We start from the raw sequence: 24,415 nt of genomic DNA, 5'->3' as shown, positions 1-24,415 counted from the left end.
GCCAGCTCCGTCCATCAGACGCCTTCCGCCCTAGATTGCAGTTGATGTTTCGGTTAGTCATATTATAAATAGGATGACCATACAAGAGGGCGCTCTCACATTCGGCGCCGCGGGATTCGCATGACATCGTCGCCAACCACGATCCGGAGCATCCAGGCCTTCGGGTACCGGTACCCTCTGGCAACGCCGGTCATCACTTCGTTCGGCCGGATGTCCGACCGGCCTGCGGTGTTCGTTCGCGCCGAGGACATCGATGGGAATGTGGGCTGGGGCGAGGTCTGGTGCAATTTTCCGGCACCCGGCGCCGAGCATCGTGTTCGCCTCGTCAATGAAATTCTGGCGCCGGCAATTTCGGGCTTTACCGCAAGTGCCCCTTCGGTGATTTTCGATCGGCTGGTGGTGGGCACTTCGGTGCTGGCGCTGCAGTCAGGAGAAGCCGGTCCGTTCGCGCAATCGATTGCCGGAATTGATCTGGCTGTCGGGGATCTTTTTGCGCGTCGCCAGAAGATCGCGCTCTGGAAATTGCTTGGCGGCGCGCGCAGCAGAATCAAAGTCTACGCTAGCGGCATCAATCCGATTGGCTCGGCGCAGATGGCCGAAGTCGCGCTAAGTCGCGGACATCGGGCACTGAAACTCAAGATCGGGTTTGATCCCGCGAGCGATCGGGCCAACCTTGCCGCGCTTCGCCAGCTGATTGGCAACGGCACGCTTGCTGCGGATGTCAATCAGGGCTGGTCGATCGAAAGCGCGATCGAATTTGCGCCGCAGCTTGAGCAATTTGGGCTAGCCTGGCTTGAGGAACCTATCCGCGCCGACCGGCCGCGGCAGGAGTGGAAGCTCTTGCGCGACAACACTCGGCTTCCGCTCGCAGCAGGCGAGAATATTGCCAGTAAGGCAGGCTTTGCCGAAGCCCTGAGCGATGACGTCTTGAGAGTAATACAGCCCGACATTGCCAAATGGGGCGGCCTCTCAGTTTGCATCGGGCTCGCCCGAGACATTCTGAGATCAGGGAAGACCTTCTGTCCGCATTATCTCGGCGGGGGGATCGGCCTGCTCGCATCGGCGCACCTTCTTGCCGGCGTGGGTGGAGAGGGCCTGCTCGAGGTCGACTGCAACGACAATCCGCTTCGTGACCGATTCTGCGGTCCCGTTGCTGATGTAGTCGACGGAATGATTGAACTCGGCGAAGCACCGGGTCTTGGTGTCGAACCGGATCTGGCAGCCATTGAACAATATCGGACCCTCTGACATGCCGAGACGAAGCTACGACTATATCATCGTCGGCGCGGGCTCGGCCGGATGCGTTGTTGCAAATCGACTGTCGTCCGATCCCTCCTGTCGGGTGCTGCTACTGGAGGCCGGCGGACCGGACAGGAATTTCTGGCTCAAGCTTCCTGTCGGATATTATCGCACCATCTATAACGAACGCTTCTCCCGTCTGTTCAAGACCGAACCGAGCGAAGGCAGCGGCGGCCGCTCGATCATATGGCCACGCGGCCGCGTGCTCGGCGGGTCCTCATCGATCAACGGACTGATCTTTATCCGGGGGCAGCACGAAGATTTCGACGACTGGCACCGCCTCGGCGCGAAAGGCTGGAGCTATCGCGAGGTGCTGCCTTATTTCCGGCGCTACGAGCGCTACCGGGGCGGCGAAAGCCAATATCATGGCGGTTTCGGCGAGTTCGAGGTCTCCGACCTGCGCAATGACAACCGCGCATCGGCCGCCTGGGTGGAGGCCGGCGTGGAGTTCGGGCTGCCGCGCAATCCGGACTTCAACGCCGAGACGACCCTTGGCGTCGGTACCTATCAACTCGGCATCGGCCGGCACTGGCGCACAAGTTCGGCTTCGGCGTTTCTTCGGCCAATCGCGCACCGCCGCAACCTCACCATCGTCACGCGCGCACAGGTCAGCAAGGTGACGTTCGATGGCCGTGTCGCGACCGGAGTTGAATGGATCACCGGTGGGCAGACGCACAGCGCCGTCGCCGAGCGCGAGGTGATCTTGTCTGCCGGCGCGCTGCAATCACCGCAAATCCTGCAGCTTTCTGGCATCGGCCCAGCCGATTTGCTTCACAGGCTTGGTATCCCCGTCGTCGCTGATGCGCCCGAGGTCGGTAGCAACCTACAGGATCACTATCAGGCCCGCCTGATCGTGCGGCTCAAGGATCGTATTTCGCTCAACGATCATGTCCGTAATCCGGTTGAGCTTGCGAGGATGGGATTGCAATGGGCATTGGCGGGCAGAGGTCCGCTCACGGTCGGAGCGGGCCAAGTTGGCGGCGCCGCCTGCACGAGATATGCGGTCGGCGGACGCCCCGACGTGCAGTTCAATGTGATGCCGCTGTCGGTCGACAAGCCGGGCGATCCTCTACACGGCTATTCCGGCTTCACTGCCTCGGTCTGGCAGTGTCACGGGCGGTCGCGCGGAAGGCTTGCGATTCATTCCACCGATCCATTCGATCAGCCGCGGATCGAGCCGAACTACTTTGCCGAAGAGCTTGACCGCAAGACCATCGTCGCAGGGCTGAAAATCCTGCGGGAGATCTATCAGCAGAAATCCTTCCGCTCACTCTGGGACGTCGAAATGGTGCCCGGCGACGTCGCCAACAGCGATGCCGCGCTTTGGGATTTCGCGCGCCACACCGGCGGTACGGTCTTCCATTGTGTCGGGACTTGCCGGATGGGCGACGACGACCTATCGGTGCTGGACCCACAATTGCGGGTGCGCGGGGTCGAAAGATTGCGCGTGATCGATGCTTCGGTGATGCCGCAGATCACGTCGGCTAATACCAATGCGACCAGCTTGATGATCGGTGAACGCGGCGCGTCCCTTGTCTTATCGTGATCCGGTCCCCTGATTCCGGAGGACGAGATGGATTTGAGTTCCGACAGTCACGTCCCAAAATATGCGCAGATCGCTGATATTTTCCGGCAGCGGATCGCGCGCGGCATCTGGACGAAGGGGTTTCGATTGCCGGCCAACGAGGAATTGGCGGCTGAATTCGGAGTTTCGCGGGTTACGATCAGGCAAGCGGTCGAGCTGCTTTCGCGCGCCGGTGTCCTCGAGGCGCAGCAGGGGCGCGGGACGTTCGTCACCGGGACGCTTAAACAGGACCGCTGGCTCAAGGTCGAGACGACGTTGTCCGATCTCGCCGAGATGTATCGCGACACGTCTCCCGAGATCATCAACATCTCGGAAAGCCGGACCGATGCGCCTTTGTTTCCCGAGGACGGCAAGCCGGCCACAAAATACGTCTTCATGCGTCGTGTTCATTCTCGCAACAAGAAGCCGTACTGCGTCATTTCCATCTATCTCGACGAGAGGATTTTCCGCAGATATCCGAAACGTTTTCGCAACGAAACGGTGATCCCGATCCTCAGCGATCTCCGCGACCCCGCGATCAGCAGCGCGCGTCAGACTTTGACAATCGGAACGGCGGATATCGAAGCGGCTAAGCTGCTTGGAATACCCTTGAATTCGCCTGTCGCCGAGGTTCGCCGCGTGTTCACAACTGCGGATCGCACCGTGATCTACCTTGGGGAGGTCACTTACCGCGGTGATTTTGTCCGGATCGAGATGGATCTTCGGCCATAGGACGAACTGCTCAGCGAAAAAACAGCTCCTGGTTCCGGCGCTCCAGTTCTTCTCCATACGTGCGCAAGACACGGGTTTCGCTCAAAGTACCGATTGGCGTGCGATGGTCGGGCCGATCGATGACGGCCAGCACGTCGGCCTCGCTGCGCTCAAATGTGCTCAGGATGTCGCGGATCGAGGCATTCGGTAGCAGATACTCATCTTGTTGCTGGGCCAGCGATCCGAGCGGAAGATCATCCTTTGTCGCGATCGAATGCAGGGACGCAGCGGAAACAATGCCTGCATACATCCCGTTGGGATCGCGCAGCACGATTTGCCCCACCTGCACAGGAGAGAACAGCTTTTGGGCCTCGGCAATCGGCATCGTGGTTGGCGCCTGCTCGAAATCGGTGCGCATCAGGGATGCGGCACTCATGTCCCGCACCCAGCCGATATCCTGCGGCCCGCGAATAAACTCGCCGCGAAGATGGAACCGCCAGGTCGCGAAGCTGTAGCCGAACAGTTCGCGCACGATCAATGCGCATACCGATGAAGCGACCACCGCACCAACGGTGACTGAGAAATCGCCGGTGATCTCGAGCGCGAGACAGACCATGCTGAAGGGGGCTCCGAGCACGCCGGTGCCGAATGCCGCCAGCGCTGCGATTGCTGCCGTGCCGGGTTGAAGCGCAAGCGTCGGGAATGGCCCACTCAGAACGATGCTGTAGAGCTGTCCGATGAGCGCACCAAGCAGCAGCGATGCAAAGAAAAGTCCGCCGCGGAAGCCGGAGCCGAGTGATATCGCCGATGCCAGCATCTTGAGCACGATCGTCGTGGTGAGCAAAAGCCAGGTTGGATTGCTGACCAGCAGGATCTGCATCGCGCCGTGACCGGCGCCCAGCACGGAGGGCGTCAGCAATGCGAGGCAGCCGAGAATCGCTCCGCCGACAATCGGCCGCAGAAATCCCCTGAAGATTGACAGACGTTGAAAGCAGCGTTCGGAAAACGCGACTGCCAGCATGACCAGGATGCTGGCAAAGGCGCAGATGACCCCGATCAGGAGGGTCTGCGCGATCATCTCCACGGAAACCGGAGAGGGGAAGCCCGGTACCATCAGAAACGACTGATGTGTCAACTGCCGCGCAACCAGCCAAGAGGTGACCGCGCTCGCGATGACGGGTACGAGTCCTGCGGACGTATAGGCGCCGAGCACCACTTCAAAAGCATAGAAGGCCCCGGCTAGCGGCGCTGAAAATGCCGCGCTGATCGCGCCGGCTGCACCGCAAGCGACCAGCAGCCGCATGTCGTTGCGACGGGCTGCCAGGCGTCGGCCGATATGCGAGCCAAACGTCGAACATATCTGCGTATATCCCGCCTCAAGCCCCACCGATCCGCCGAAGCCGTTGGAGAGCAATGTCTGCAGCGAGATAAGGAGGCTGCCACGAAATGAGACATGTCCTCCGTAGAGCGCGTTGGCCTCGATAGCGTCGGCGAGTTGCGGTCCCTTGATGCGGCCGGCAAAGAACAGCCCGATCAATGCCAGGATTACGCCGCCGAGTGTCGGGATCAGCAACGTGCGTTGCCAGGAAATCACGCCCGTGGCGCTCAGATGCGCGTCAAGCGGAATGTCGAACAGAATTGAATGGGAGACCTGGCTCAGGTGCGAGATCGAGGCAACCAGCGTTCCGCTGAGCAGCCCGACCATAATGGCGACCAGGACCAGGCCGGTTTCGCGGTGGCGCACGAAATTGCGCAGCCCGGCTGGGAGCAGGTAGTTTCCGGGGGCTTGGGGCTGCTTGGTGGGCTTTGGCGTGGGGGCGATCGTCATGCCGACCTCTGCATCACGCCCATGCGAACGCAGGGCCTGTGTGTGAAGGACGTTGCGCGATGACTCATCCCGCAAGAAAACCGCCGTCCACGGCGACCACGGTGCCGGTCGCATATTGCGAGGCTGGCATGCAGAGGAAGGCGACGGCCCCGGCGACATCCTCCGGCCTTCCCCATCGCTTGAAGGCAGTGCGGTCGGCGATGCGTTGATAGTGAGCGAGATCCGATCGGCCTGCGGCATTGATCGCTGTCTCGATGTAGCCCGGAGCGACGGCATTGACCCGAATGCCTTCTTCCGCCCAGGCGAGTGCCAATGCCTTAGTCAGCATCACGACGCCACCTTTGCTCGCGCAATAGGCCGGTATGCGTGGCAGCGCCAGCGTCGCATTCATCGACGCGATGTTGACGATCGCGCCTTTGCTCTTGGCCAGCGCAGAACGAAACGCCATGCAGGTACGGAACGTGCCGACAAGATTGACATCGAGTACCTTCGTGAAGGTGTCGATCTCGTACTCCTTGTCGCGCGCCAGGATGCCGGCGCAGTTGATCAGCGCATCGACCCGCTCGTGGCGAAACGCAAAGGACGCGACCGCTTCGTCGCTGGTGACGTCGAGCGCCGCAATCTGCAGTCCGGGCCGTGGCTTGAGCACTGTTCGCGCGATGTCGTTGTCATCAACGCCGGTTGCCTTGACCGTCGCGCCGAGATCGCAGAAAAGATTGGCTATCGCCGCGCCGATATCACCGGCGCCGCCGATCACAACTGCATGAAATCCGGGTGCCAGCGAGAAGGAAGCATTCATTGATGTCACCTGTGTCATTTCGGAGATCGTGATGGCAGAGCGGTCGATTCGCGAACAACCAGCGAGTAGTCGACTTCATGATGCATGATCGTCTGCTCTCCGGCGAGATGCCGGACCAGATATTCGCCGGCCCGCTGCCAGGTTTCCGCTGTCGGAACGTGGATGGTGGTCAGGCTCGGCCGCAAGTGCCGGCTCCAGTCGAGATCATCAAAGCCAACGACGGATAGCTCGCGCGGCACCGAATATCCGCTACGCTCGGCCTCCAGCAGCACGCCATATGCGATGACGTCGTTGCCGCAAACCACCGCCGTCGGTCGCTCACCAAGACTGAGCAGATAACGGGCCGCTTCACGCGCATCGTCCAGCGTGTAGGGAACCTCGACATGCCATTTCGACGGCAACTCAATGTCAGCTTCGGCAAGCGCGCGACGAAAGCCGGCGACGCGGGCGCTTGCACGATCATTGTTGCGCTGGAGCGCAGAGACAATTCCGATGCGGCGATGGCCGAGCTCGATGACGTGCGCTGCCGCGCGATGGGCTGCCGCCTCATTGTCCGTCCCGACGCAAGGGTAGGGGCGATCAGGCTGATAGATGCCGACATTGATGAAAGGCACGGCATTGTCCGCAAGCATTTTCCGCAACGCATCGTGATGGCAGTCGCCGCGCAGCACCAGGCCGTCCACGCCGCGGCTGACGAGATTGCGCGCCTGCTGCAGTTCAATATCAAGGTCATAGCCGCTGGTCGTCAAGAACAGCATGTAGCCGACGGAGGAGAGATATTTTTGCAGCGACGCGATGCCGCGGGCAAACATGGTATTGTCTATGGTCGGCACGATCGCGCCCAGCGTACGCGAGCGGCGAGATGACAGGATGCGGGCCGGCGCGTGTGGGATGTAGCCGACAGCTTCAATCGCTTGTGCGATGCGCGCCCGTAAGGAGGCGCTGACGGATTCCGGATTGTTGATCGCGCGCGAGACGGATGCGGTCGAGACCCCGGCGCGCTTGGCGACGGCGCGGATGCCTTGCTTGGCAGATCTGGCGGTCAACAGTCCCATGAATGTAACGTTACATTGATATGCGGGTGGCTTTAGCGTGGCAGCAGTTCCGACAATGTGCCGCGACTTGGTCAAATTGTCCATTGCTTGACAGGTCGGACTTAAGGGATAGGATGTAACCGTTTTCAGAAAAGCGCTGCCGGGGAAAGAGCGGCCGGGCCGAGTCAGGGAGGGAGTTCAATGAACGCCAGGATGTTTGCGGTGCGCGCGGCCGTGTCGGTTCTCGCCGTCGCTGTCGTCAGCGCGGAGGTGCGCGCGGCTGATTTCAACTGGAAGAAGTTTCAGGGCAAGACCGTCACGTTTCTCGCCAATAACAATCCCGTCGCCCAGGCGCTGCTCACTTATAAGAGTGATTTCGAGAAGCTGACCGGCATGACCCTCAAGGTCGATGGCTACCAGGAACAGCAGATGCGTCAGCGCCTGGTCACCGTGATGAACGCGCACAGCGACGAGGTCGATGTGTTCATGACCTTGCCGTCGCGCGAAGGCGAGCAGTTCGCTGCCGCGGGGTGGTATGCCGATCTCTCAGCAATGGCAAAGAATGATGTGGCCAAGGAGTACGATCCGTCCGGTCTCAGTCAGGCGTTGCTCAAGGCCGCCACCTTCGGCAGCAAACTGACCAGCATGCCCATGAACATCGAAGGGCCAATCTTCTACTACCGTACCGACATCTTCAAGAAGTGCGGCATCGAGAAACCGGTGAGCATCAAGGATGTTGAGGCGGCGGCAGCGAAGATCAAGGCGTGCGACAGCGTGGTCACGCCATTCGTATCGCGCGGCTTGAAGCCTGCGGTCGCCTACACCTTCAGCAACATGCTGCACAACATCGGCGGCACTTACATCGCCAATGGCAAATCGAACCTCTGCTCACCGAAAGGTAAGGAGGCGCTCGACACCTATAGCCGGCTCTTGCGCGACTTCGGGCCGCCCGGCGTCGTCAACTACAGCTTCCAGCAGATCTCGGCGCTCTATCGCGGCGGTCGTGCGGCTATGTCGTTCGAATCCTCGAATGAACTGCGTACTGTGATGGAGGGTGGCGCGCGCCTCAAGGATACCGCGCTGATGCCGTTCCCCGCCGGCGAGGCCGGACAGGTACCGACCGTGATCGGCTGGGGCATGGCAGTCTCCTCGTACAGCAAGCAGCCCGATGTGGCCTGGTATTTCGTGCAATGGGCGACGAGCCCGGACGTGCAGAAGAAAATGGCTCTGCAGGGTATTGCACCACCGCGGCCTTCGGTCGCAAACGATCCGGAATACCGCAAGTGGATCGACGAAGAACCGGTGCGAAAGCAATGGCAGGCTGCGCTCGACGTGCTCGCGACGAAGGGATCCTCCGAAGTCGGCTATCCCATCGTCGCAAATCCCGAGTCGCGCGAATTCATCGGCCAGGCGGTGCAGGATTTGATCCTGAAACAGAAGAGCGTCGACCAGGCTTGCGCCGATGCCGACAGGGCCCTCGACGCATTGATCGCCCAGAAGTAACGGCACAAGGCGCAGGCCGTGATCACACGGTTGCGTCCCATTGGATCAGGGAAAGGCGGGCATGTTGGACGCGGCTGCGACCTTGACGCAGGACCGGCAGAGGCTGGAGCTGTCGGCGTTATCGGCGCCGGCTGTGATCTTCACGGTCGCGATGATCGCGTTTCCGGTCGTCTATACGATTTGGCTCGGATTCCAGAGCTTCTCGTCGACCGGCAAGCAATCCTTTGTGGGTTTGGCCAACTATTCCAAACTGATTGTCGACACCGAGTTCTGGCACGGGCTGTGGGTCACGATCGCGCTCTACGTGCTCTCGCTGGTGCTGCAGCTCGTCTTCGGCATTTGGCTGGCGCTGGTTCTGTTCCATGCCAAGCGCCTGCCGGGTATCGTGCGCTCGCTGTTCATTTCGCCTTTCATGATGCCGCCGGTGGTGGCGGGCATGATGTGGCTTGTGATACTCGATCCGTCGCTGGGGGCGGCCAATTACATCCTGCAATGCTTCGGGCTGCCGCCGTCGGAGTGGCTGGCGTCGCCGACCTGGGTCATTCCGACCGTCGCGCTGATCGATAGCTGGCAGTGGACACCCTATGTGGCGCTGATTGTTCTCGGCGGATTGCAGTCGCTGCCTCCGAGCGTCTATGAGGCCGCGCAGATCGACGGTGCGTCGCCGTTCAAGACTTTCCAGCGCATCACGCTGCCGCTGTTGCTGCCGACGATCGTCACCGCCGCGATCCTGCGAAGCGTTGACCTCCTGCGCTTCTTCGACATCATTTATATCACCACCCAGGGTGGCCCCGGCAATGCGTCGAACACGCTCAACATCTACGGCTTCCGGGTCGGCTTCGAATTCTTCAATATCGGCTATGCCAGCGCGTTGATGCTGACGCTGACCGCGATCGTATTCGGCGCGGTGCTCGCCTTCAACCGCCTGCGCGGCGCGGTGGCCTGGTAGGTAATGCCATGATGGATGCGCCGACGACCGACCGCTGGATTCGCCGCCTCAATTTGCTGCAGCTCGTGCTGGCTGGCATCATCATCATGACACCGACGGTTTGGATGGTGCTGTCCTCATTCAAGCCTTCGTTCGAGGTCACCGCTTATCCGCCGACGCTGATCTTCACGCCGACGATGGAGAATTACATTGAGCTCACGAAGACGACGCCATTCGTAAGCTACGCCATCAACAGCCTGATCGTCACGGTCGGCTCGACGGGCCTTGGGCTTCTCTTCGGCATCCCCGCCGCCTTTGCCGTGTCCTGGACGCGGATTTCCTGGCCTGCCATTCTGACGCTCGCCGCACGCATGGCGCCGGGCACGCTGTTTCTGCTGCCGTGGTATGTCATGTTCCGGCAGATCGGCATGATCGGCTCCTACACGGCGCTCATTCTGAGCCACGCCGTCATCACTCTGCCGATCGTCATCTGGGTGCTGTTGCCATCCTTCGACAGCATCCCGCGCAGCGTCTTCGAGGCCGCGCAGGTCGACGGTTGCAGTGTCACGCGGGTCCTTTGGCGCATCGCGCTTCCTTTGGTGGCCTCCGGTGTTGCGATCGCAGCGATCCTCGCTTTCGTATTCTCCTGGAACTACTTCCTGTTTGCGCTGGTGCTGTCGAATGGCGACACCAAGACGTTGATCGCAGCCGCCTTCAACTTCATCGGCGAAGGATCGACGCAATGGGGCGCGCTGATGGCTGCGGCAACGCTGATTGCACTGCCGCCACTCATTCTCGCTGCGCTGGTTCAACGCTGGCTGGTGTCCGGGCTGACGCTTGGTGCGGTGAAAGGTTAGGTATTCGATGAACGTATCGCCACGTCCCAATTCGCTCATGCAGGCCGCCGTCTTCCACGGTCACGAGCGCATCACGATTGAAACCATGCGGATGCCCGAGGTCGGAGCAGACGAGGTTCTGGTGCGGGTCTTGCGCACGGCGCTGTGCGGTTCGGATTTCAAGCTCTGGCACAAGGGCGCCGAATTCACCGCTGGCCACGAGATCTTTGGCGTGGTCGAACAGCCCGGCCATCGTCTGCATGGCCGTCGCTGCGCCGTCTATATTCCCCTGCATTGCGACCGCTGCGCCGCCTGCAAGCGCGGCGACACCCAGATGTGCCTGGAGGTATCGAGCCTGATCGGCTGGAACCGGCCGGGCGGCTATGCCGAATATGTGCCGGTGCCGCAGAACTGCCTGCTGCCGGTGCCCGACGACATTGAGGACAGTCTTGCGCCACTCCTGCTCGACGTGATCGGCACGTCGGGCCATGCCGTGCGATTTGTCAGCCGCGTCGTGCCGCCTCGTGAGGCGGGGCCGGTGCTGGTGATGGGGGCAGGGCCGGTCGGGCTTGGCGTGGTGCTCGCGCTACGCAGCCTTGGCTATGAGGATGTTCATGTCGCCGATCCCAACGCGGTCCGCTTGAAGATCGCGCAGTCCTTCGGTGCCAAGGCGCATCCGGTCGGCGATGCATCAAGGCGCTTTTCGCTCATCATGGAGTGTTCGGGCGCGCATGCCGCTCGCAATCTCGGGATCGAGCTGATTCTACCGCGCGGCGCGCTGGTGCTGGTCGGCGAGAACGCCGCGCCCTGGACCATCGAGGAAGGCAAGGTGTTTCGCCGTAAGGACTTTTACATGATCCGAACGTTCTATTTCCCAGTCGGCGATTTCGAGCCGAACATCGCGCTATTGCGCCAGTACAAGGACGAGTATCGCCTGCTCGTCGATGACGAATTCGGCCTCTCCGCACTGCCGGAGAATTTCGCGCGCTTCGCCAGGGGCGAGCTGATCAAGCCGGTATTGGCGCTGGACTAGCGATCATGGCTTCGATCTCGATCCGCAACCTCGTCAAGCGGTACGGCAATTTCACGGTGATTCCGGATTTGAACCTGGAGATCGCGGATCACGAGTTCGTCGTGTTCGTCGGTCCTTCCGGCTGCGGCAAGTCGACCTTGCTGCGGATCATCGCAGGTCTTGAGCCGATCACGGCGGGCGATCTCTATATTGGCGACAAGCGTGTCAACGGTGTGCAGGCGGCGCAGCGCGATATCGCCATGGTGTTTCAGGACTATGCGCTCTATCCGCATATGCGCGTCTACGACAATATGTCGTTTGCGCTGGAATTGCGGGGAACGCCGAAGGCGGAAATCGATTCGCGGGTGAAGCGTGCGGCCGCTCTCCTGCACATCGAAGACTATCTCGACCGAAAGCCGAAGGAACTGTCCGGTGGCCAGCGCCAGCGTGTGGCGATGGGACGCGCGATCGTGCGCAATCCGAAGGCCTTCCTGTTCGACGAACCGCTCTCCAACCTCGATGCAAAGCTGCGCGGACAGGTGCGTGCCGAGATCAAGGCGCTGGCGCAGGAGCTCAAGACCACCATGGTGTTCGTGACCCATGATCAGATCGAGGCGATGACCATGGCCGATCGTATCGTGGTGCTGCAAAGCGGCATGGTGCAGCAGTACGATACACCGGAAACAGTGTACGAGCGGCCGGCCAACCAATTCGTGGCCGGGTTCATTGGTTCACCTGCGATGAATTTCTTCCGCGTCGCATGGCGTGAGGATCGCGTTGTCCTTTCTGAGGTCGGTACGGCGGTGCCGTTGGACGGAGAGGGCACTAACCGGTTGCGGCAGGCCGGCGAGGGCCTGCTCGGAATTCGTCCTGAGCATTTCGCTGTCGTGCCGGATTCAGCTGATGGCATCGAAATTGGCGTCAAGCTGGTCGAACCGCTCGGCTCGGATACGCTGATTCACTTTGATCTTGCCGGCGCCTCGGCAATTGCGCGGATCGATCCGTCGCTGCGCCCGAAAGTTGGCGATCGCCTAAGCCTTCGGCCGCAGTCCGGGAAGAGTCATTTGTTCGATAGCCGCAACGGGCAGGTGCTGCGGTGAACCAGCCCGCCAAAATCGGAGACCGCACTGCGCTTTCCGACATCGCCTCCGAGGCCGGACGCGTCCGGGTCATATGCCTGGGCTTGTCCGCGCTCGACCAGATCTGGCGCGTCGACCGGCTCTTCAGCGGTCAAAGCGAGAAGATCAGAAGCCTGGACTACACGCAGCTCGGCGGCGGCATGGCGGCGAACGCCGCGGTGACCGTGAGTCGGCTCGGCGGTTCGGCCGCCTTCTGGGGACGGGGAGGCGACGACGCCGCAGGGCACGAGATGCGATCCGCGTTTGTCGCCGAAGGCGTCGAGGTCGAAGATTTCCGATTGTTCGCCGACGGGCGATCGTCCGTCTCCGGCATCTTGGTCGACAAAACCGGCGAGCGGCAGATCGTGAACTTTCGCGGTCTCTATCCTGAGGCGGCCGATTGGCTTCCACTGGATGAGGTGGCACGCGCATCTTCGGTGCTGGCCGATCCGCGTTGGGTGGAGGGAGCTGCGGTCCTGTTTGGCAAGGCGCGCACGCTTGCCATCCCCACCGTGCTCGATGGCGACGTCGCCGATCGCGAGGTTTTCGAACGGTTGCTGCCGCTTACCGATCATGCGGTCTTCTCCGAGCCGGCTCTCGCGTCCTTTGCAGGTTCCGCGAACGATGAGGCTCTGGCGGACTTGGCGCGGTTCGGGTGCCGCATCATCGCGGTTACGCGGGGCCACGACGGAGTGAGCTGGTGGGAGAACGGGCGCCTGCATCGGCAGGCCGCTTATACCGTCGATATCGTGGACACTACCGGTGCCGGCGACGTCTTCCACGGCGCCTATGCGTTTGCGATCGGCGCCGGGCTCGAGGTGCACGACGCAATGGCATTTGCCGCAGCAGCAGCGGCGCTGAAATGCAGCCACTCCGGCGGCCGCGTCGGGATCCCCTCCATCAACGATTGTCTTGCATTCATGAGGAACCATCCATGAGAACGATTGGAAAGAACCGCGGCCTTGCGCGCCTGGCGGATGTCGATGGCCACTTTCGGATGGTGGCGCTGGATCAGCGGCCGCCGCTGTTCGACGCCATCGCGCAGGCACGGGGCATCACGCGGGATCAGGTCGAATACGCCGACGTAGCCGCGGCCAAGCGGCTGCTCGTCGAGAATCTCGCACCCCACTGTAGCTCGATGCTGTTCGATCCGAATTTCGCGGTGCCCGCGGCGATCGACCTGTTGCCGGCGCGCTGTGGCCTGATCATGACGCTGGAGGAGCATCGTGTCGAGGAGACGCCGGGCGGCCGCAAGTCGCGAGCGATCACCAATTGGAGCGTGGAGAAGATCCGTGCCATGGGTGGCGACGCGGTTAAGGTGCTCGCCTGGTATCGGCCTGATGCCGATCCTGCCGTAAATGAACATCAGAGGAGATTCGTGCGCGAGATTGGGCAGGACTGCGCGCGCTACGACATTCCCTACGTGCTGGAACTCCTGATCTATCCTTTCCTCGGCAGCGCCAATCACACCGCCGATTACGTGGAGTCGCCGGGCAAGCTTCCCGGTCTCGTGATCGAAAGCGTGCGCGAGTTTGCCAAGCCGGAATATGGCGTCGACCTCCTGAAGCTGGAAAGCCCGCTTGCCGCAAGCAGCCTGCCGGCCCGCGATGGCGGTGCTGCCGCCCTGGCCGCGCAGAAGGAATTTGACGCGATCGGCGACATCTGCGGCGAACGCGGCATTCCCTGGGTGCTGCTGTCGGGTGGTGCAGCGCCGGAAAAGTTCGAACGCGTGCTGGAGTTTGCCTATGCGGCGGGCGCCGGCGGCTTCCTCGCCGGCCGCACGATCTGGCTCAGTGCCGTGCTCAAGAATTTTCCGGACCGTGCGGCAGTGGCGGCGAGCCTGCGCAAAGACGGCGTTGCCGTGCTCAAGCGTCTCAACGACCTCACCACCGCGAAGGGAGCAAAATGGAAGGCGCGCTTTCCGGTGTTCACCGATATCAAGCGGGAAGGCGACTTCGCGCGCGCCTATTGACGGTGCAAGTTTCGGCTGCGATCGGCGGATGTGGAAAGATATCTAGACACATTCACCCGCCATCGACCCCTCTGGTACTCTGGTACGTCCTTCGGGGCGATGCTGAACCGCCCTGCCGTCTTCATTCGTACGGTTGATGAAGGCGGCGTCGAGGGCTGGCCGAGGCCTGCTCGAATCTCCTGGTGTTCGGGCTCCCCCTCGGGCCAGCCTGAGGGCATGCTTTCGGAGAACAACACGTGACGCAAAAGCACGTCACAGCAAGGAAAGGTCAATACTCCAAATGGAGGGCCTGCATTGGAAATGGTAGACGCTGGCACACCTTTGGCTCACCGAAAACGGTCTGAAATTCGCACCAGCGGATATGCTTTTGAATCTGCTGATGAAAACTTGGTCGGTTGAACTGGAAAAGCAGTTAAGTCATTGATATGAAATGGAAATTTAATGTCGCCCCAATGATGGATTGCGAGAGTTCAAGTCTTTCAATCGGTTAGAAGGCTGCGTGTGCACGACGTGTGCACCGGGAGATCAAGAAAAATCTTTTCACAGCCAACGTGAGCAGGCAGCGACGATAGAACGAGGGGCAGGCCGTCAACAGACGCGGGGGGGTCGCCGCCGACAGACTAGCCCGAGCCCGCGCTGCAGCTACGCAGCGGGAAAGGCGGCAGCAGGGATCCGGGAATGGACGAGATACACATCGCAGCCACTTCGGATGTGCTCCCGCTTTCCACGCGACTTTCTTCGGCAAATGACTATTGGCTTTCGCTGATCTCATGCGTTCGGCCTGAAGGCTTGGTGTACATGCAGCTGGGCCGATGTAGTGGTCCAATACTTGGCCGCCCAGCCCGAGACGACAGAACAGAAAGATGTCGTTCGTTGGTGCGTTTCCTCCCAGACTAAGCGCCTTTCGGGCTCTTCACGCGATTGGTGTCTCAGCGTTTGAACTGCCGAGTGTCCTCCACGAGGACAACATAGATCTAATCACCACCTCGATCATCGTCCTCGGATTGCTCCAGTCCATCGTGCGCGTGTACATGGGAAATGAGACCATGCCGTGCACGGCCGCGATCAGGCTATCGACGGCAAGTTTGGCGTCTACCGGTTCACGCTCGTAGGTCGCGAACAGATCGCGGACGATCCGATCGTAGAGCGAGTAGGAGCGGGTGACAATTGGAGACCGGCCGAAGGGAATGCCGGCGTCATCCTTGACCGCGAGCTTATAAGGCGACAGCGAGAATAGCGTTTGATAGTGGTCGAAATTACCAATCCAGTATTGCGCGACGCCCAGGAACACATGAAGCACGCGCTGCTCGGGATCACGCTCGCTCTCGGCAATTTTCTCGAAAGCAATAATTGCGGTCAACATGTCCTCTTCTCGAATGGCGAGCAGCAGGGCGCGATGATCACCAAAGTACTGGTAGATCGTACCCGGGGAATATCCCGCAGCGGCGGCAATGCCACGCAACGAGGCTTGCTTTGAACCTTTTGCGGCCAGCAGTCGTCGTCCGGCCGCAATGAAGGCCGCTCGCACTTCGCTTTTCGCCTGCACGGAATGCGCCCGGGCACGCGCCGGTCGGGCAGTTTTCTCTTTTCGCGCAAGCACCTGAGCCGCTCTCTTTGCCATTCAATCTCCTGCCTATCCAACGCGACGCTCAGTGTAATTCACACATCTTCTGCGATAAATAAACGCGTTCATCAAAGTGCTTGCATTAATGAACGCGTTCACATACGGTCGAATACGACGGTTCGGATCGTCCAACAAGCGGCAGGGAGGCTTATTGTGGCTCGCATCGACGGTGGCCAGGCGCTGGTCGCGACGCTGAAGCGGTTTGGCGTCGACACGATCTTCACGCTACACGGCGGTCATCTTGACTGCATCTATCAGGCGGCCGTCGCCGAAGGATTTCGTATCATCGATCACCGGCACGAGCAGGCCGCGGGCATCGCCGCGACCGGCTACGCGCGCACGACCGGCAAAGTCGGCGTCGCCATAGTCACAGCCGGTGGCGGGGTCACCAACGTGGTTACGGCGATCGCAAATGCCTATGCCGATTGTATCGGCAGCGTATTCATCGGCGGCGGGCCACCGCTGCGGGACTACGATGCATTGCCAGTCAATAGCGGGTATGACCAGCTCTCGGTGATGGGCGGCATTACCAAATGGGCACATCGCGTGAGCCATGTCGAGCGTCTACCGGATCTCGTCGGACGAGCGTTTCACATTGCCAGAGAGGGGCGACCCGGCCCGGTCTACCTCGATCTTCCAAGCGACGTGCTCTACGCGCTCCTCGAAGAGGGCGATATCGTCTATCCCAGCGCGATGCGCGTGTTGCCGCCAGCGCCGGCGCCTTCGGCTGTTACGGCTGCGCTCGAACTTCTCCGCGGAGCGCAGCGCCCGGTCATTCTTGCTGGAGGCGGAGTGGCTTATTCCGCCGGCTCCGACCTTCTGAACCGCTTTGCCGAACTGTCCGGTATTCCCGTGATGACCAACAACAAATCGCGCGGCTCGCTGCCGACCGATCATCCGCTATGGGCGCGCGGGTTCGGTGCGCTGGGCTCAGCCGTCGGCCGCGGTGCGGGCGCGCCGGACGTGGTGTTGCTGCTCGGTGCGCGGCTCGGGCTCTATACCGGGGGACGGCGGAAGTCGGTCATCCCGAGGGACGCGAAGATCATTCAGGTCGATATATCTGCCGAGGAAATCGGCCGGGTCCGCGATGTTGAACTCGGCGTGGTGTCCGATTGCCGCGAAATGCTGGCGGCATTGATCGCACAGGCGGGAAATGGTCCTTGGTCGGATCGCAGCGCCTGGGTCAGCGGTCTTCGCGGCGACGATGCGCCGAAACCACCGGCGCCAAGCGCGGCCGATGGACTGACGCCGGGGCTGGTTGCTTCGACGCTGGCGTCGTCGGTGCCGGCCGACGCGATCTTGGTGCTTGACGGCGGCGAAACACCGGCATGGTTCGATGGCTTCGCCGCAAGCCTCAAGCCGGATCGCTGGCTCGGTCACGGCTATATGGGGATCATGGGTGAGGGCCTGCCGCTCGCTGTCGGGGCGCAGACCGCGCATCCAGACAAGCGCGTAATCTGCTTCTCCGGCGACGGCGCCATCGGCTTCAACTTCGCCGAATTCGATACGATGGTTCGCCACAATCTTCCAGTGGTCGTGGTCGTCAACAACGACCAACAATGGGGCATGTCGGCCCATGGTCAGGACCTGATCTACGGCCCCGGCAAGCGCGTCGCCTCCGATCTCGCCGCGACGCGTTACGACGTCGCAGCCTCCGGGTTCGGCGCCCACGCGGAATACGTCGCGTCCTTCGAGGAACTCGGACCCGCGCTAAAGCGTGCCCTAGAATCGAACCGTCCGGCCTGCGTCAACGTCATGACCAAGCCGGTGATGAATCCGATTACTCAGCGCTTCATGGGGTTGGCGGCGGAGAGCTTGCGCAGCCCGGAGGGCAAGGCTCGGGTGCCCTACGCCGACGTGCTGGAGGTGTGAGCGTGCCAGAGTTAAAGCGCAGTCTCGACGGCAGAGTCGCAATCGTGGTTGGCGGAGGGTCTGGCATGGGCCAGGCGGTCGCGCAGCGTTTATCCCGCGATGGCGCGCGGATCGCCGTCGTCGATCGCGATCTCCACGCTGCTGAGGCTACAGTTGCAACGCTGCCGGGGCCTTCGCTCGCTCTTGCCGCCGACGTCGTCAACGAGCCGGATATCATCCAGGCAATCGAGTCGGTGGAGAAGTTCTTCGGCAAGACCGACATCGGTGTCAACGCTGCCGGGATCGGCATCAGTGTGCCGCTGCTCGATCAATCGCTCGAGCAGTGGCAGCGCGTCCAAAATATCAATCTCGCCGGGCTGTTCCTCTGCTGCAAGCATCAGGCGCTGCGGATGAAGGAGCGCGGCGGGGTGATCGTCAATTTCATCTCGACAAACGCGGAGCAGCCGGGGGAGGGACTTTCAGCCTATTGCGCTTCCAAGGCCGGGGCTGCGATGCTGACGCGGGTCGCAGCAATGGAGTTCGCCGCACATAATATTCGCGTCGTTGGCGTCGGTCCTGGGCTGACCGAGACGCCAATGGTCAAGCGGCTGCTGGCGATGCCCAATGCTCGCGCCGAATTCATCGACAACATTCTGCTTAGCCGGCCAGGTCGGCCGGAAGAAGTCGCCGCGTTGGTCGCGTTTCTGGTGTCCGACGAAGCAAGCTATATCACCGGCGACACGATTTACGTGGACGGAGGCGCGCTGAACCGGCGCTATCCGAGCCTAGCGTCGCGTACCGCACCCGTCGCACCGCGTGGTGCGGCATGAAAGCGCTTGTCTACGCGGGCGATCGGGCGGTGCGGTGGACCGACGTGTCCGCGCCTCAGACTTCGGACGGCGAGGACATCGTAACTGTGCTCGCGGCCGGCATTTGCGGGACCGATCTCGGTGCCGTGAGAAATGGTCGGCCGCCGATCCCCGTAGGCATGACGATAGGCCATGAATTCGTGGGCCGCCGTGAACGGGACGGCGCGCTCGTGGTCGCCAATCCCATCCTGTCCTGTGGCGAGTGTCGCGCCTGCTGCGAAGGGCACCCGCATCTGTGTGAAAAACGGCAAGTTCTCGGGGTTCACAGGCCCGGCGCGTTCGCCGAGCGCGTCTCGGTGCCGAAGCGCAATCTTTCGGAGGCAAACAATCTCGATCTGACGCGCGCGGCGATGGTCGAACCGATCGCAACCGCCCTTCATGCGTGGCGGCTGTCGCCGATGCCCAGCGAGAACGTAGCCATCCTCGGGGCCGGGCCAATCGGCATGTCGCTCCTCCATGTCCTCAAGGCAAATGGCATCGGCAATATAACGGTAACCGACATCACACCCGAGCGCAGGATGCTGGCACTGGCATGCGGCGCCGACTGCGTCGCGGAAACGGCAAACGCAACCTACGAGGTCGTGTTCGATACGGTGGGCGCGGTGGCAACGCGACGCAATGCCGTCGAAAACGTGCGGGTCGGCGGCACGGCTGTGCTCGTCGGCCTGCATGCACCCGAATTCGCCGTCGCAGGAGGTCCGGTCGTCGCCGGCGAGCGAACCATTCGCGGATCTTTCGCATACACGCCCGACGAGTTCCGCGAATCGATCGATCTTGCCGTCAGCCTAGACACGCGCTGGATCGCGAAGTTTCCGTTTGAACAATGCGCGCGGATCTTCTCGGAGCTTGTCGCGGGCGATGCCGATCCCGGCCGCATCAAAATACACTTTGCCATCGCAAACTGAAGCCGGCGCAGACCGGTCGGTTGTCTAGGGAGATTGAAAATGAATCTAGGTGCGAAGAGCTTGTTGGTGGCAGCTGTCATTGCCGCAAGTCCGCTTCCGGCGTCCGCAGCGGAAGACCCGATCAAGATCGGCTTGCTGCTATCGACCACCGGCGTGGTCGGATTCATCGGCGATCCCGAGCAAAAAGCCGTCGAACTCTACATCAGGAAGATCAATGACGCCGGCGGTGTGCTCGGACGGAGGATCGAACTGGTATCGTACGACGATGCGTCGGAACCGGCACGCGCAAGCACCATGACCAAGCGGTTGATCGAATCGGACCACGTCGATCTGATCATCGGGGGAACGGTCACACCATCGGCGATGGCGATGATACCGTTGGCGGAGCGGGCCGAGATACCCTACATTTCGGTCGGCGGCGGCCTGGCGATCGTCGTTCCCGTGAAGAAATGGGTATTCAAGACGCCGCATACCGATCGCCAAGTGGCGAAGCGAATCCTGCAGGACATGAAGCAACAGGGATACAGCAGGATAGGCCTGTTATCGGAAACTGCCGGTTTCGGCCAGTCGGGGCGCAAGGAGATCATGGAGGCGGCGCCGGAGTACGGTATCTCGATCGTTGCCGACGAGAAGTACGGTCCAAAAGACACCGACGTCACGCCGCAATTGACAACGATCAAGGATGCGCCCGGCGTGCAGGCGATTCTGATCTTTTGTGGAGCCGGGACCAGCCCTTCGATGGCCGTCAAAAACTATGCCCGGCTCGACATCAAGCTTCCGCTATTTCTGCCCCACGCGGTCGTCAATCAGGAGTTCCTCAAATTGACGGGCGCGGCCTCCGAAGGGGTTCGTACGCCGACCGCGATCTTCGTCGTCCCAGATATGGTTCCAGCGAACGATCTGCAGAAAAAGGTGATCGACGACTTCTACAACAGCTACAGGGATGCGTACCATGAGACGGCTTCCCCGTTCGCCGGCAACTCCTATGACGCCGCGGTCATCGCGGTGGATGCGATCCGTCGCGCAGGGACCACGGATAAAGCCAAGATGCGGCAAGCGATCGAGGAGACGAAGAATCTCCCAGGGCTCAACGGCGTGTTTACGATGTCACCGACAGATCATCAGGGATTGGCAATCGAGTCGTTGCGGATGTACGTGGTGAAGAACAACAAGTTCGTTCCGCTCCAATAGGGGCAGCGTGTGACGCTCGGGTCAACCGGACGCGCAGTGAGAGGAAACGATGCTGTCGCAATTCCTACAGTTCCTGTTTGCAGGACTTACGGTAGGTGCAACCTACGCGTTGGCCGCGCTCGGCTATACGCTGGTCTACAGCGCGAGCGGCATGATCAACTTCGCCCAGGGCGAATTCATCATGCTGGGTGCGATGACCGCCTCGGCGCTCGTCGCCGCGGGCGTGCCATTGCTGCTCGCTCTCGCACTGGCCATCGCCTTCACGACCCTGGTCGGCGTGACCATGGCTAAGTTCGCCGTCGAGCCGGCCAAGACCACGTCGATGACCTCATTGATCATCATTACTCTCGGTGCCGGCCAAGTCATCCGCGGCGCGGTTCAGATCAGTCTCGGCAAGGGAAATCATGCGCTACCGGGTCTTTCGGACGAGCGCCCCCTGCACATTCTCGGCGCGGCGTTGGTCCCCCAAGCGATCTGGATCATGGGGCTGGCGCTCGTCATCGTGCTCGTGCTGTTCTGGTATTTCAATGCCACCATGCACGGCAAGGCGCTGGTCGCGACCTCGCATAATCGTCTCGCTGCCCAACTGGTCGGCATCAACACCATGGGTATCCTGACGTTTTCTTTCGCATTATCGGCGGCGCTCGGAGCCATCGGCGGCGTGCTGCTGGCACCGATCACCTTCACGAGCTACGACGCTGGTACCATGCTTGGCCTTAAGGGCTTTGTTGCCGCAGCGCTCGGCGGGCTGGGTAGTGCCCTAGGCGCCGTGATCGGCGGACTGGTCCTGGGGATCATCGAAGCCATGACGGCGGCCTATGTTTCATCGGCCTACAAGGACGCGGTCGCCTTCATCCTGATCATCCTTCTGTTCGTGGTAGCTCCGCACGGCCTGTTCGGCGCCAAGTCATCGCACCGAGTATGACGATCGCACCCCGAACCCTCGGTCTGGTGCTGCTGGCCATCGGTCTGGCGGCATTTCCTCTGCTGTCGCCCAATGCTTTCGCGTACGATCTCGCCGTTCGTGTCCTCATCAACGCGGTCGTGGTGATCGGACTCAACCTGCTATTCGGCTACACCGGTCAAATCAGCCTCGGACACGCGGGCTTCATTGGGCTCGGGACCTACGCTTCGGCGGTCCTGACGACGCACTTCAACTGGCCGCCGCTCGTCGCACTCGTCGCGGGCGCAGCCGGCACCGGACTTCTGGCGTTCGTGATCGCGCGACCGATACTGACCCTGAAAGGTCACCATCTGGCGATGGCCACGCTCGGTATGGGCATCATCATTGCAATCGCCCTCAACAACGAGATGCACTACACCGGCGGCTCGGACGGCATGTCCGTGCCCGCTTTCACAATCGGGTCTTGGACGTTGAGCGGGGACCGCAACTGGTATGCGCTGCTGTCGATTCTGCTGCTAGCCGCGGTCTGGACGGCGAGCAACCTGGTCGACTCGCCGGCGGGCCGGGCGCTACAGGCCATCCACGGATCCGAGGTCGCCGCCCGCATTGCAGGCGTCGATGTCGCCGGCGTTAAAGTGAAGGTATTCGTACTCTCGGCGATCGTCGCGAGCGTCATGGGTAGCTTGGAGGCGCATTATCTCGAATTTGCCACGCCCGACACCGCGGGCTTCGTGCGCTCCATCATCTTGATGACGATGGTGATCGTTGGAGGCATGGCGTCCATTCCGGGCTCTCTGGTCGGAGCCGCATTGCTCACCCTCTTGCCTCAAGTGCTCTCGACATTCGAGGACGGCGAAACCATCGTATTCGGCATCATTCTGATCGTAACCATGATCTTCATGCCAAACGGCCTGGTACCGACGTTGTCCAATCGACTGACGAGACTACGGTCATGAGCGCGCTGGAAGTAAGCCGCTTGTCGAAGCACTTCGGGGGCGTAGCGGCGGTCGACGACCTTTCGTTCACGGTCGAGGCAGGATCGATTCACGCCATCATCGGCCCGAACGGCGCCGGCAAGACCACGCTGATAAACTTGTTATCCGGCATCTACGCACCGAGCGCCGGCGTAATCACCATGATGGACGAAACAGTCACCGGATTTTCGCCCGACCGGTTGGCGCGTCTGGGCCTCAGCCGGACGTTTCAGAACATCCAAGTCTGCATGAATATGGATGCCATCTCCAACGTCATGGTGGGTGGCCAAACCCGGGTAGATTCGGGATTTTTCGCGGGGCTGCTGCACCTGCCGCATATTCGCAAGGCAGACGCCGCATTGCGGGAAGAGGCCGCGGCGTTGATGGCCTATGTCGGTCTGTCGCAATACAGGACCGCGCAGGCATCCCAGATGCCCTACGGAGCTCTGAAACGCCTCGAGATCGCACGCGCCCTAGCGGCGAAACCGAAGATCCTGCTGCTCGACGAACCCGCGGCTGGACTGAATCACAGCGAGACCGACGAAATCCGTAAGCTCATCGAGCACATTGCCAAGGCCGGCGTGACCGTCCTGCTCGTCGAGCACGATATGAAACTTGTGATGCAGGTCTCAACACGCATCCTTGTACTCGACTACGGTAAGAAGCTTGCGGAAGGAACGCCCGAGGTCGTCCGTGCCGACCCACAGGTGATCGCCGCCTATCTAGGGGTCGCCGCATGAGGTTGGCCGAACAAGCTGCCCCTATGCCGCTCGCGCCCGACGCGAGGGCGCTACTGGAGGTGAAAGGCCTCAAGGTGCGCTACGGTCCCATCGAAGCACTGCACGGAATTGATTTTGCCGTCGCCAAGGGACAACTGGTCGCGCTGGTAGGCGCGAACGGCGCCGGCAAGACCACGCTCTTGCGCGTGCTGTCGGGAGTTCATCGCCAGAGCGAAGGCACGATCGGTTTCGACGGCACGGACATCTCTCGTTTGGCTCCCCACAGACGGGTCGCGCTTGGGATCTGCCAGGCCCCCGAGGGACGGCAGGTATTCGGCCCGATGTCGGTCGAGGACAACATCAGACTTGGCGCGTATCGTCGCCAGAGCGCCGATTTGAACGAGCGCATCGATCAGGCTTATGTTCTGTTTCCCGTGCTGAAAGAGAAGCGGAAGCTTTCGGCCGGAACGCTATCCGGCGGTCAGCAGCAGATGTTGGCTATCGCGCGTGCACTGATGGGCGAACCAAAGCTACTGCTGCTCGACGAGCCCTCGCTCGGTCTCGCACCGCTTCTGGCAGCGGAAATCCTGCGCGTGGTGGATCGGTTACGGCAGCAAGGCATCACGATCCTGTTGGTCGAGCAGAATGCCCGCGCGGCTCTCGCGATCGCCGATTTCGGCTACGTGATGGAGACTGGCCGGATCGTCAAGGCAGGCACGGGCCCCGAGCTCCTGCAGAGCGAAGACGTCAAGCGAGCCTACCTCGGCATGTGAT

The 24,415-nt window shown here is 61.4% G+C and carries 22 protein-coding genes; 18 read left to right on the top strand and 4 right to left on the bottom strand.

Going from position 1 to position 24,415, the window contains the following annotated elements:
• The first annotated feature begins 120 nt into the window (after nucleotides 1–120).
• From J6497_RS07185 to J6497_RS07175, 3 genes are read left to right on the top strand one after another with little or no spacing between them, the layout of a single operon-like run.
• A complete protein-coding gene (locus tag J6497_RS07185) occupies nucleotides 121–1,248 on the top strand; it encodes a mandelate racemase/muconate lactonizing enzyme family protein (RefSeq protein WP_225703562.1) in 1,128 nt (375 codons plus the stop codon).
• Nucleotide 1,249: 1 nt separating this feature from the next.
• Nucleotides 1,250–2,845: a GMC family oxidoreductase gene (locus tag J6497_RS07180; protein WP_225703561.1), complete on the top strand. Its 1,596-nt coding sequence runs from the start codon at nucleotides 1,250–1,252 to the stop codon at nucleotides 2,843–2,845.
• A gap of 27 nt (nucleotides 2,846–2,872) precedes the next feature.
• Nucleotides 2,873–3,595, top strand: a complete 723-nt coding sequence (locus J6497_RS07175) for a GntR family transcriptional regulator (RefSeq protein ID WP_225703560.1) — start codon at nucleotides 2,873–2,875, stop codon at nucleotides 3,593–3,595.
• A gap of 10 nt (nucleotides 3,596–3,605) precedes the next feature.
• On the opposite strand, the gene J6497_RS07170 is transcribed toward J6497_RS07175, so the two are convergent.
• The 3 genes from J6497_RS07170 to J6497_RS07160 all read right to left on the bottom strand — a co-directional run bounded on the left by J6497_RS07170 (nucleotide 3,606) and on the right by J6497_RS07160 (nucleotide 7,256).
• Nucleotides 3,606–5,402 carry a chloride channel protein gene (locus J6497_RS07170; RefSeq protein ID WP_225703559.1) on the bottom strand — a complete coding sequence of 599 codons (1,797 nt, stop codon included), beginning with the start codon at nucleotides 5,400–5,402 and terminating at the stop codon, nucleotides 3,606–3,608.
• A gap of 64 nt (nucleotides 5,403–5,466) precedes the next feature.
• Nucleotides 5,467–6,201 (bottom strand): SDR family NAD(P)-dependent oxidoreductase, encoded by a 735-nt coding sequence (locus J6497_RS07165; RefSeq protein WP_225703558.1) that lies wholly within the window; start codon nucleotides 6,199–6,201, stop codon nucleotides 5,467–5,469.
• A gap of 14 nt (nucleotides 6,202–6,215) precedes the next feature.
• Nucleotides 6,216–7,256 carry a LacI family DNA-binding transcriptional regulator gene (locus J6497_RS07160; RefSeq protein ID WP_225703557.1) on the bottom strand — a complete coding sequence of 347 codons (1,041 nt, stop codon included), beginning with the start codon at nucleotides 7,254–7,256 and terminating at the stop codon, nucleotides 6,216–6,218.
• A 180-nt stretch (nucleotides 7,257–7,436) separates the two neighbouring features.
• On the opposite strand from J6497_RS07160, the gene J6497_RS07155 reads away from it, so the two are divergent.
• The 7 genes from J6497_RS07155 to J6497_RS07125 all read left to right on the top strand — a co-directional run bounded on the left by J6497_RS07155 (nucleotide 7,437) and on the right by J6497_RS07125 (nucleotide 14,604).
• Nucleotides 7,437–8,738 (top strand): ABC transporter substrate-binding protein, encoded by a 1,302-nt coding sequence (locus tag J6497_RS07155; RefSeq protein WP_225703556.1) that lies wholly within the window; start codon nucleotides 7,437–7,439, stop codon nucleotides 8,736–8,738.
• Nucleotides 8,739–8,799: 61 nt separating this feature from the next.
• Complete coding sequence (locus tag J6497_RS07150; protein ID WP_225703555.1) at nucleotides 8,800–9,687, top strand: carbohydrate ABC transporter permease; 888 nt, start codon at nucleotides 8,800–8,802, stop codon at nucleotides 9,685–9,687.
• A gap of 8 nt (nucleotides 9,688–9,695) precedes the next feature.
• The gene (locus tag J6497_RS07145) at nucleotides 9,696–10,523 is read left to right on the top strand and encodes a carbohydrate ABC transporter permease (RefSeq protein WP_312010237.1); all 828 of its coding nucleotides are present in this window, start codon (nucleotides 9,696–9,698) and stop codon (nucleotides 10,521–10,523) included.
• Nucleotides 10,524–10,530: 7 nt separating this feature from the next.
• Nucleotides 10,531–11,535: an alcohol dehydrogenase catalytic domain-containing protein gene (locus J6497_RS07140; protein ID WP_225703553.1), complete on the top strand. Its 1,005-nt coding sequence runs from the start codon at nucleotides 10,531–10,533 to the stop codon at nucleotides 11,533–11,535.
• Nucleotides 11,536–11,540: 5 nt separating this feature from the next.
• A complete protein-coding gene (locus tag J6497_RS07135; RefSeq protein WP_225703552.1) occupies nucleotides 11,541–12,614 on the top strand; it encodes an ABC transporter ATP-binding protein in 1,074 nt (357 codons plus the stop codon).
• Nucleotides 12,611–13,570, top strand: coding sequence for a sugar kinase (locus J6497_RS07130; protein ID WP_225703551.1), 960 nt, complete (start codon nucleotides 12,611–12,613; stop codon nucleotides 13,568–13,570). Before J6497_RS07135 ends, J6497_RS07130 begins: the two co-directional genes overlap by 4 nt.
• Nucleotides 13,567–14,604 (top strand): tagatose 1,6-diphosphate aldolase, encoded by a 1,038-nt coding sequence (locus tag J6497_RS07125; protein ID WP_225703550.1) that lies wholly within the window; start codon nucleotides 13,567–13,569, stop codon nucleotides 14,602–14,604. Before J6497_RS07130 ends, J6497_RS07125 begins: the two co-directional genes overlap by 4 nt.
• A gap of 913 nt (nucleotides 14,605–15,517) precedes the next feature.
• Here the strand turns inward: J6497_RS07125 and J6497_RS07120 are convergent.
• The gene (locus J6497_RS07120) at nucleotides 15,518–16,225 is read right to left on the bottom strand and encodes a TetR/AcrR family transcriptional regulator (protein ID WP_225703549.1); all 708 of its coding nucleotides are present in this window, start codon (nucleotides 16,223–16,225) and stop codon (nucleotides 15,518–15,520) included.
• Between the two features lie 156 nt (nucleotides 16,226–16,381).
• Between J6497_RS07120 and J6497_RS07115 the strand changes: the two genes are divergently transcribed.
• The 8 genes from J6497_RS07115 to J6497_RS07080 are packed head-to-tail and all read left to right on the top strand — an operon-like array spanning nucleotide 16,382 to nucleotide 24,414.
• The gene (locus J6497_RS07115) at nucleotides 16,382–18,100 is read left to right on the top strand and encodes a thiamine pyrophosphate-binding protein (protein ID WP_225703548.1); all 1,719 of its coding nucleotides are present in this window, start codon (nucleotides 16,382–16,384) and stop codon (nucleotides 18,098–18,100) included.
• A gap of 2 nt (nucleotides 18,101–18,102) precedes the next feature.
• Nucleotides 18,103–18,909: an SDR family NAD(P)-dependent oxidoreductase gene (locus J6497_RS07110; RefSeq protein WP_225703547.1), complete on the top strand. Its 807-nt coding sequence runs from the start codon at nucleotides 18,103–18,105 to the stop codon at nucleotides 18,907–18,909.
• A complete protein-coding gene (locus J6497_RS07105) occupies nucleotides 18,906–19,853 on the top strand; it encodes a zinc-dependent alcohol dehydrogenase (RefSeq protein WP_225703546.1) in 948 nt (315 codons plus the stop codon). Before J6497_RS07110 ends, J6497_RS07105 begins: the two co-directional genes overlap by 4 nt.
• A gap of 39 nt (nucleotides 19,854–19,892) precedes the next feature.
• The gene (locus J6497_RS07100; RefSeq protein ID WP_225703545.1) at nucleotides 19,893–21,044 is read left to right on the top strand and encodes an ABC transporter substrate-binding protein; all 1,152 of its coding nucleotides are present in this window, start codon (nucleotides 19,893–19,895) and stop codon (nucleotides 21,042–21,044) included.
• A gap of 52 nt (nucleotides 21,045–21,096) precedes the next feature.
• Entirely contained in the window at nucleotides 21,097–21,969 is an 873-nt protein-coding gene (locus J6497_RS07095) for a branched-chain amino acid ABC transporter permease (RefSeq protein ID WP_225703748.1), read from the top strand.
• Nucleotides 21,966–22,904 carry a branched-chain amino acid ABC transporter permease gene (locus J6497_RS07090; protein ID WP_225703544.1) on the top strand — a complete coding sequence of 313 codons (939 nt, stop codon included), beginning with the start codon at nucleotides 21,966–21,968 and terminating at the stop codon, nucleotides 22,902–22,904. Before J6497_RS07095 ends, J6497_RS07090 begins: the two co-directional genes overlap by 4 nt.
• Nucleotides 22,901–23,662, top strand: coding sequence for an ABC transporter ATP-binding protein (locus J6497_RS07085; protein WP_225703543.1), 762 nt, complete (start codon nucleotides 22,901–22,903; stop codon nucleotides 23,660–23,662). Before J6497_RS07090 ends, J6497_RS07085 begins: the two co-directional genes overlap by 4 nt.
• Nucleotides 23,659–24,414 carry an ABC transporter ATP-binding protein gene (locus J6497_RS07080; protein WP_225703542.1) on the top strand — a complete coding sequence of 252 codons (756 nt, stop codon included), beginning with the start codon at nucleotides 23,659–23,661 and terminating at the stop codon, nucleotides 24,412–24,414. Before J6497_RS07085 ends, J6497_RS07080 begins: the two co-directional genes overlap by 4 nt.
• Nucleotide 24,415 lies beyond the last annotated feature (1 nt).

Origin of the sequence: Bradyrhizobium cenepequi (assembly GCF_020329485.1) — a bacterium.
In the GTDB taxonomy this organism is placed as follows: domain Bacteria; phylum Pseudomonadota; class Alphaproteobacteria; order Rhizobiales; family Xanthobacteraceae; genus Bradyrhizobium; species Bradyrhizobium cenepequi.
The sequence above is the reverse complement of the archived record's forward strand: the minus strand, read 5'-3'. Positions and strand labels throughout refer to the sequence as shown.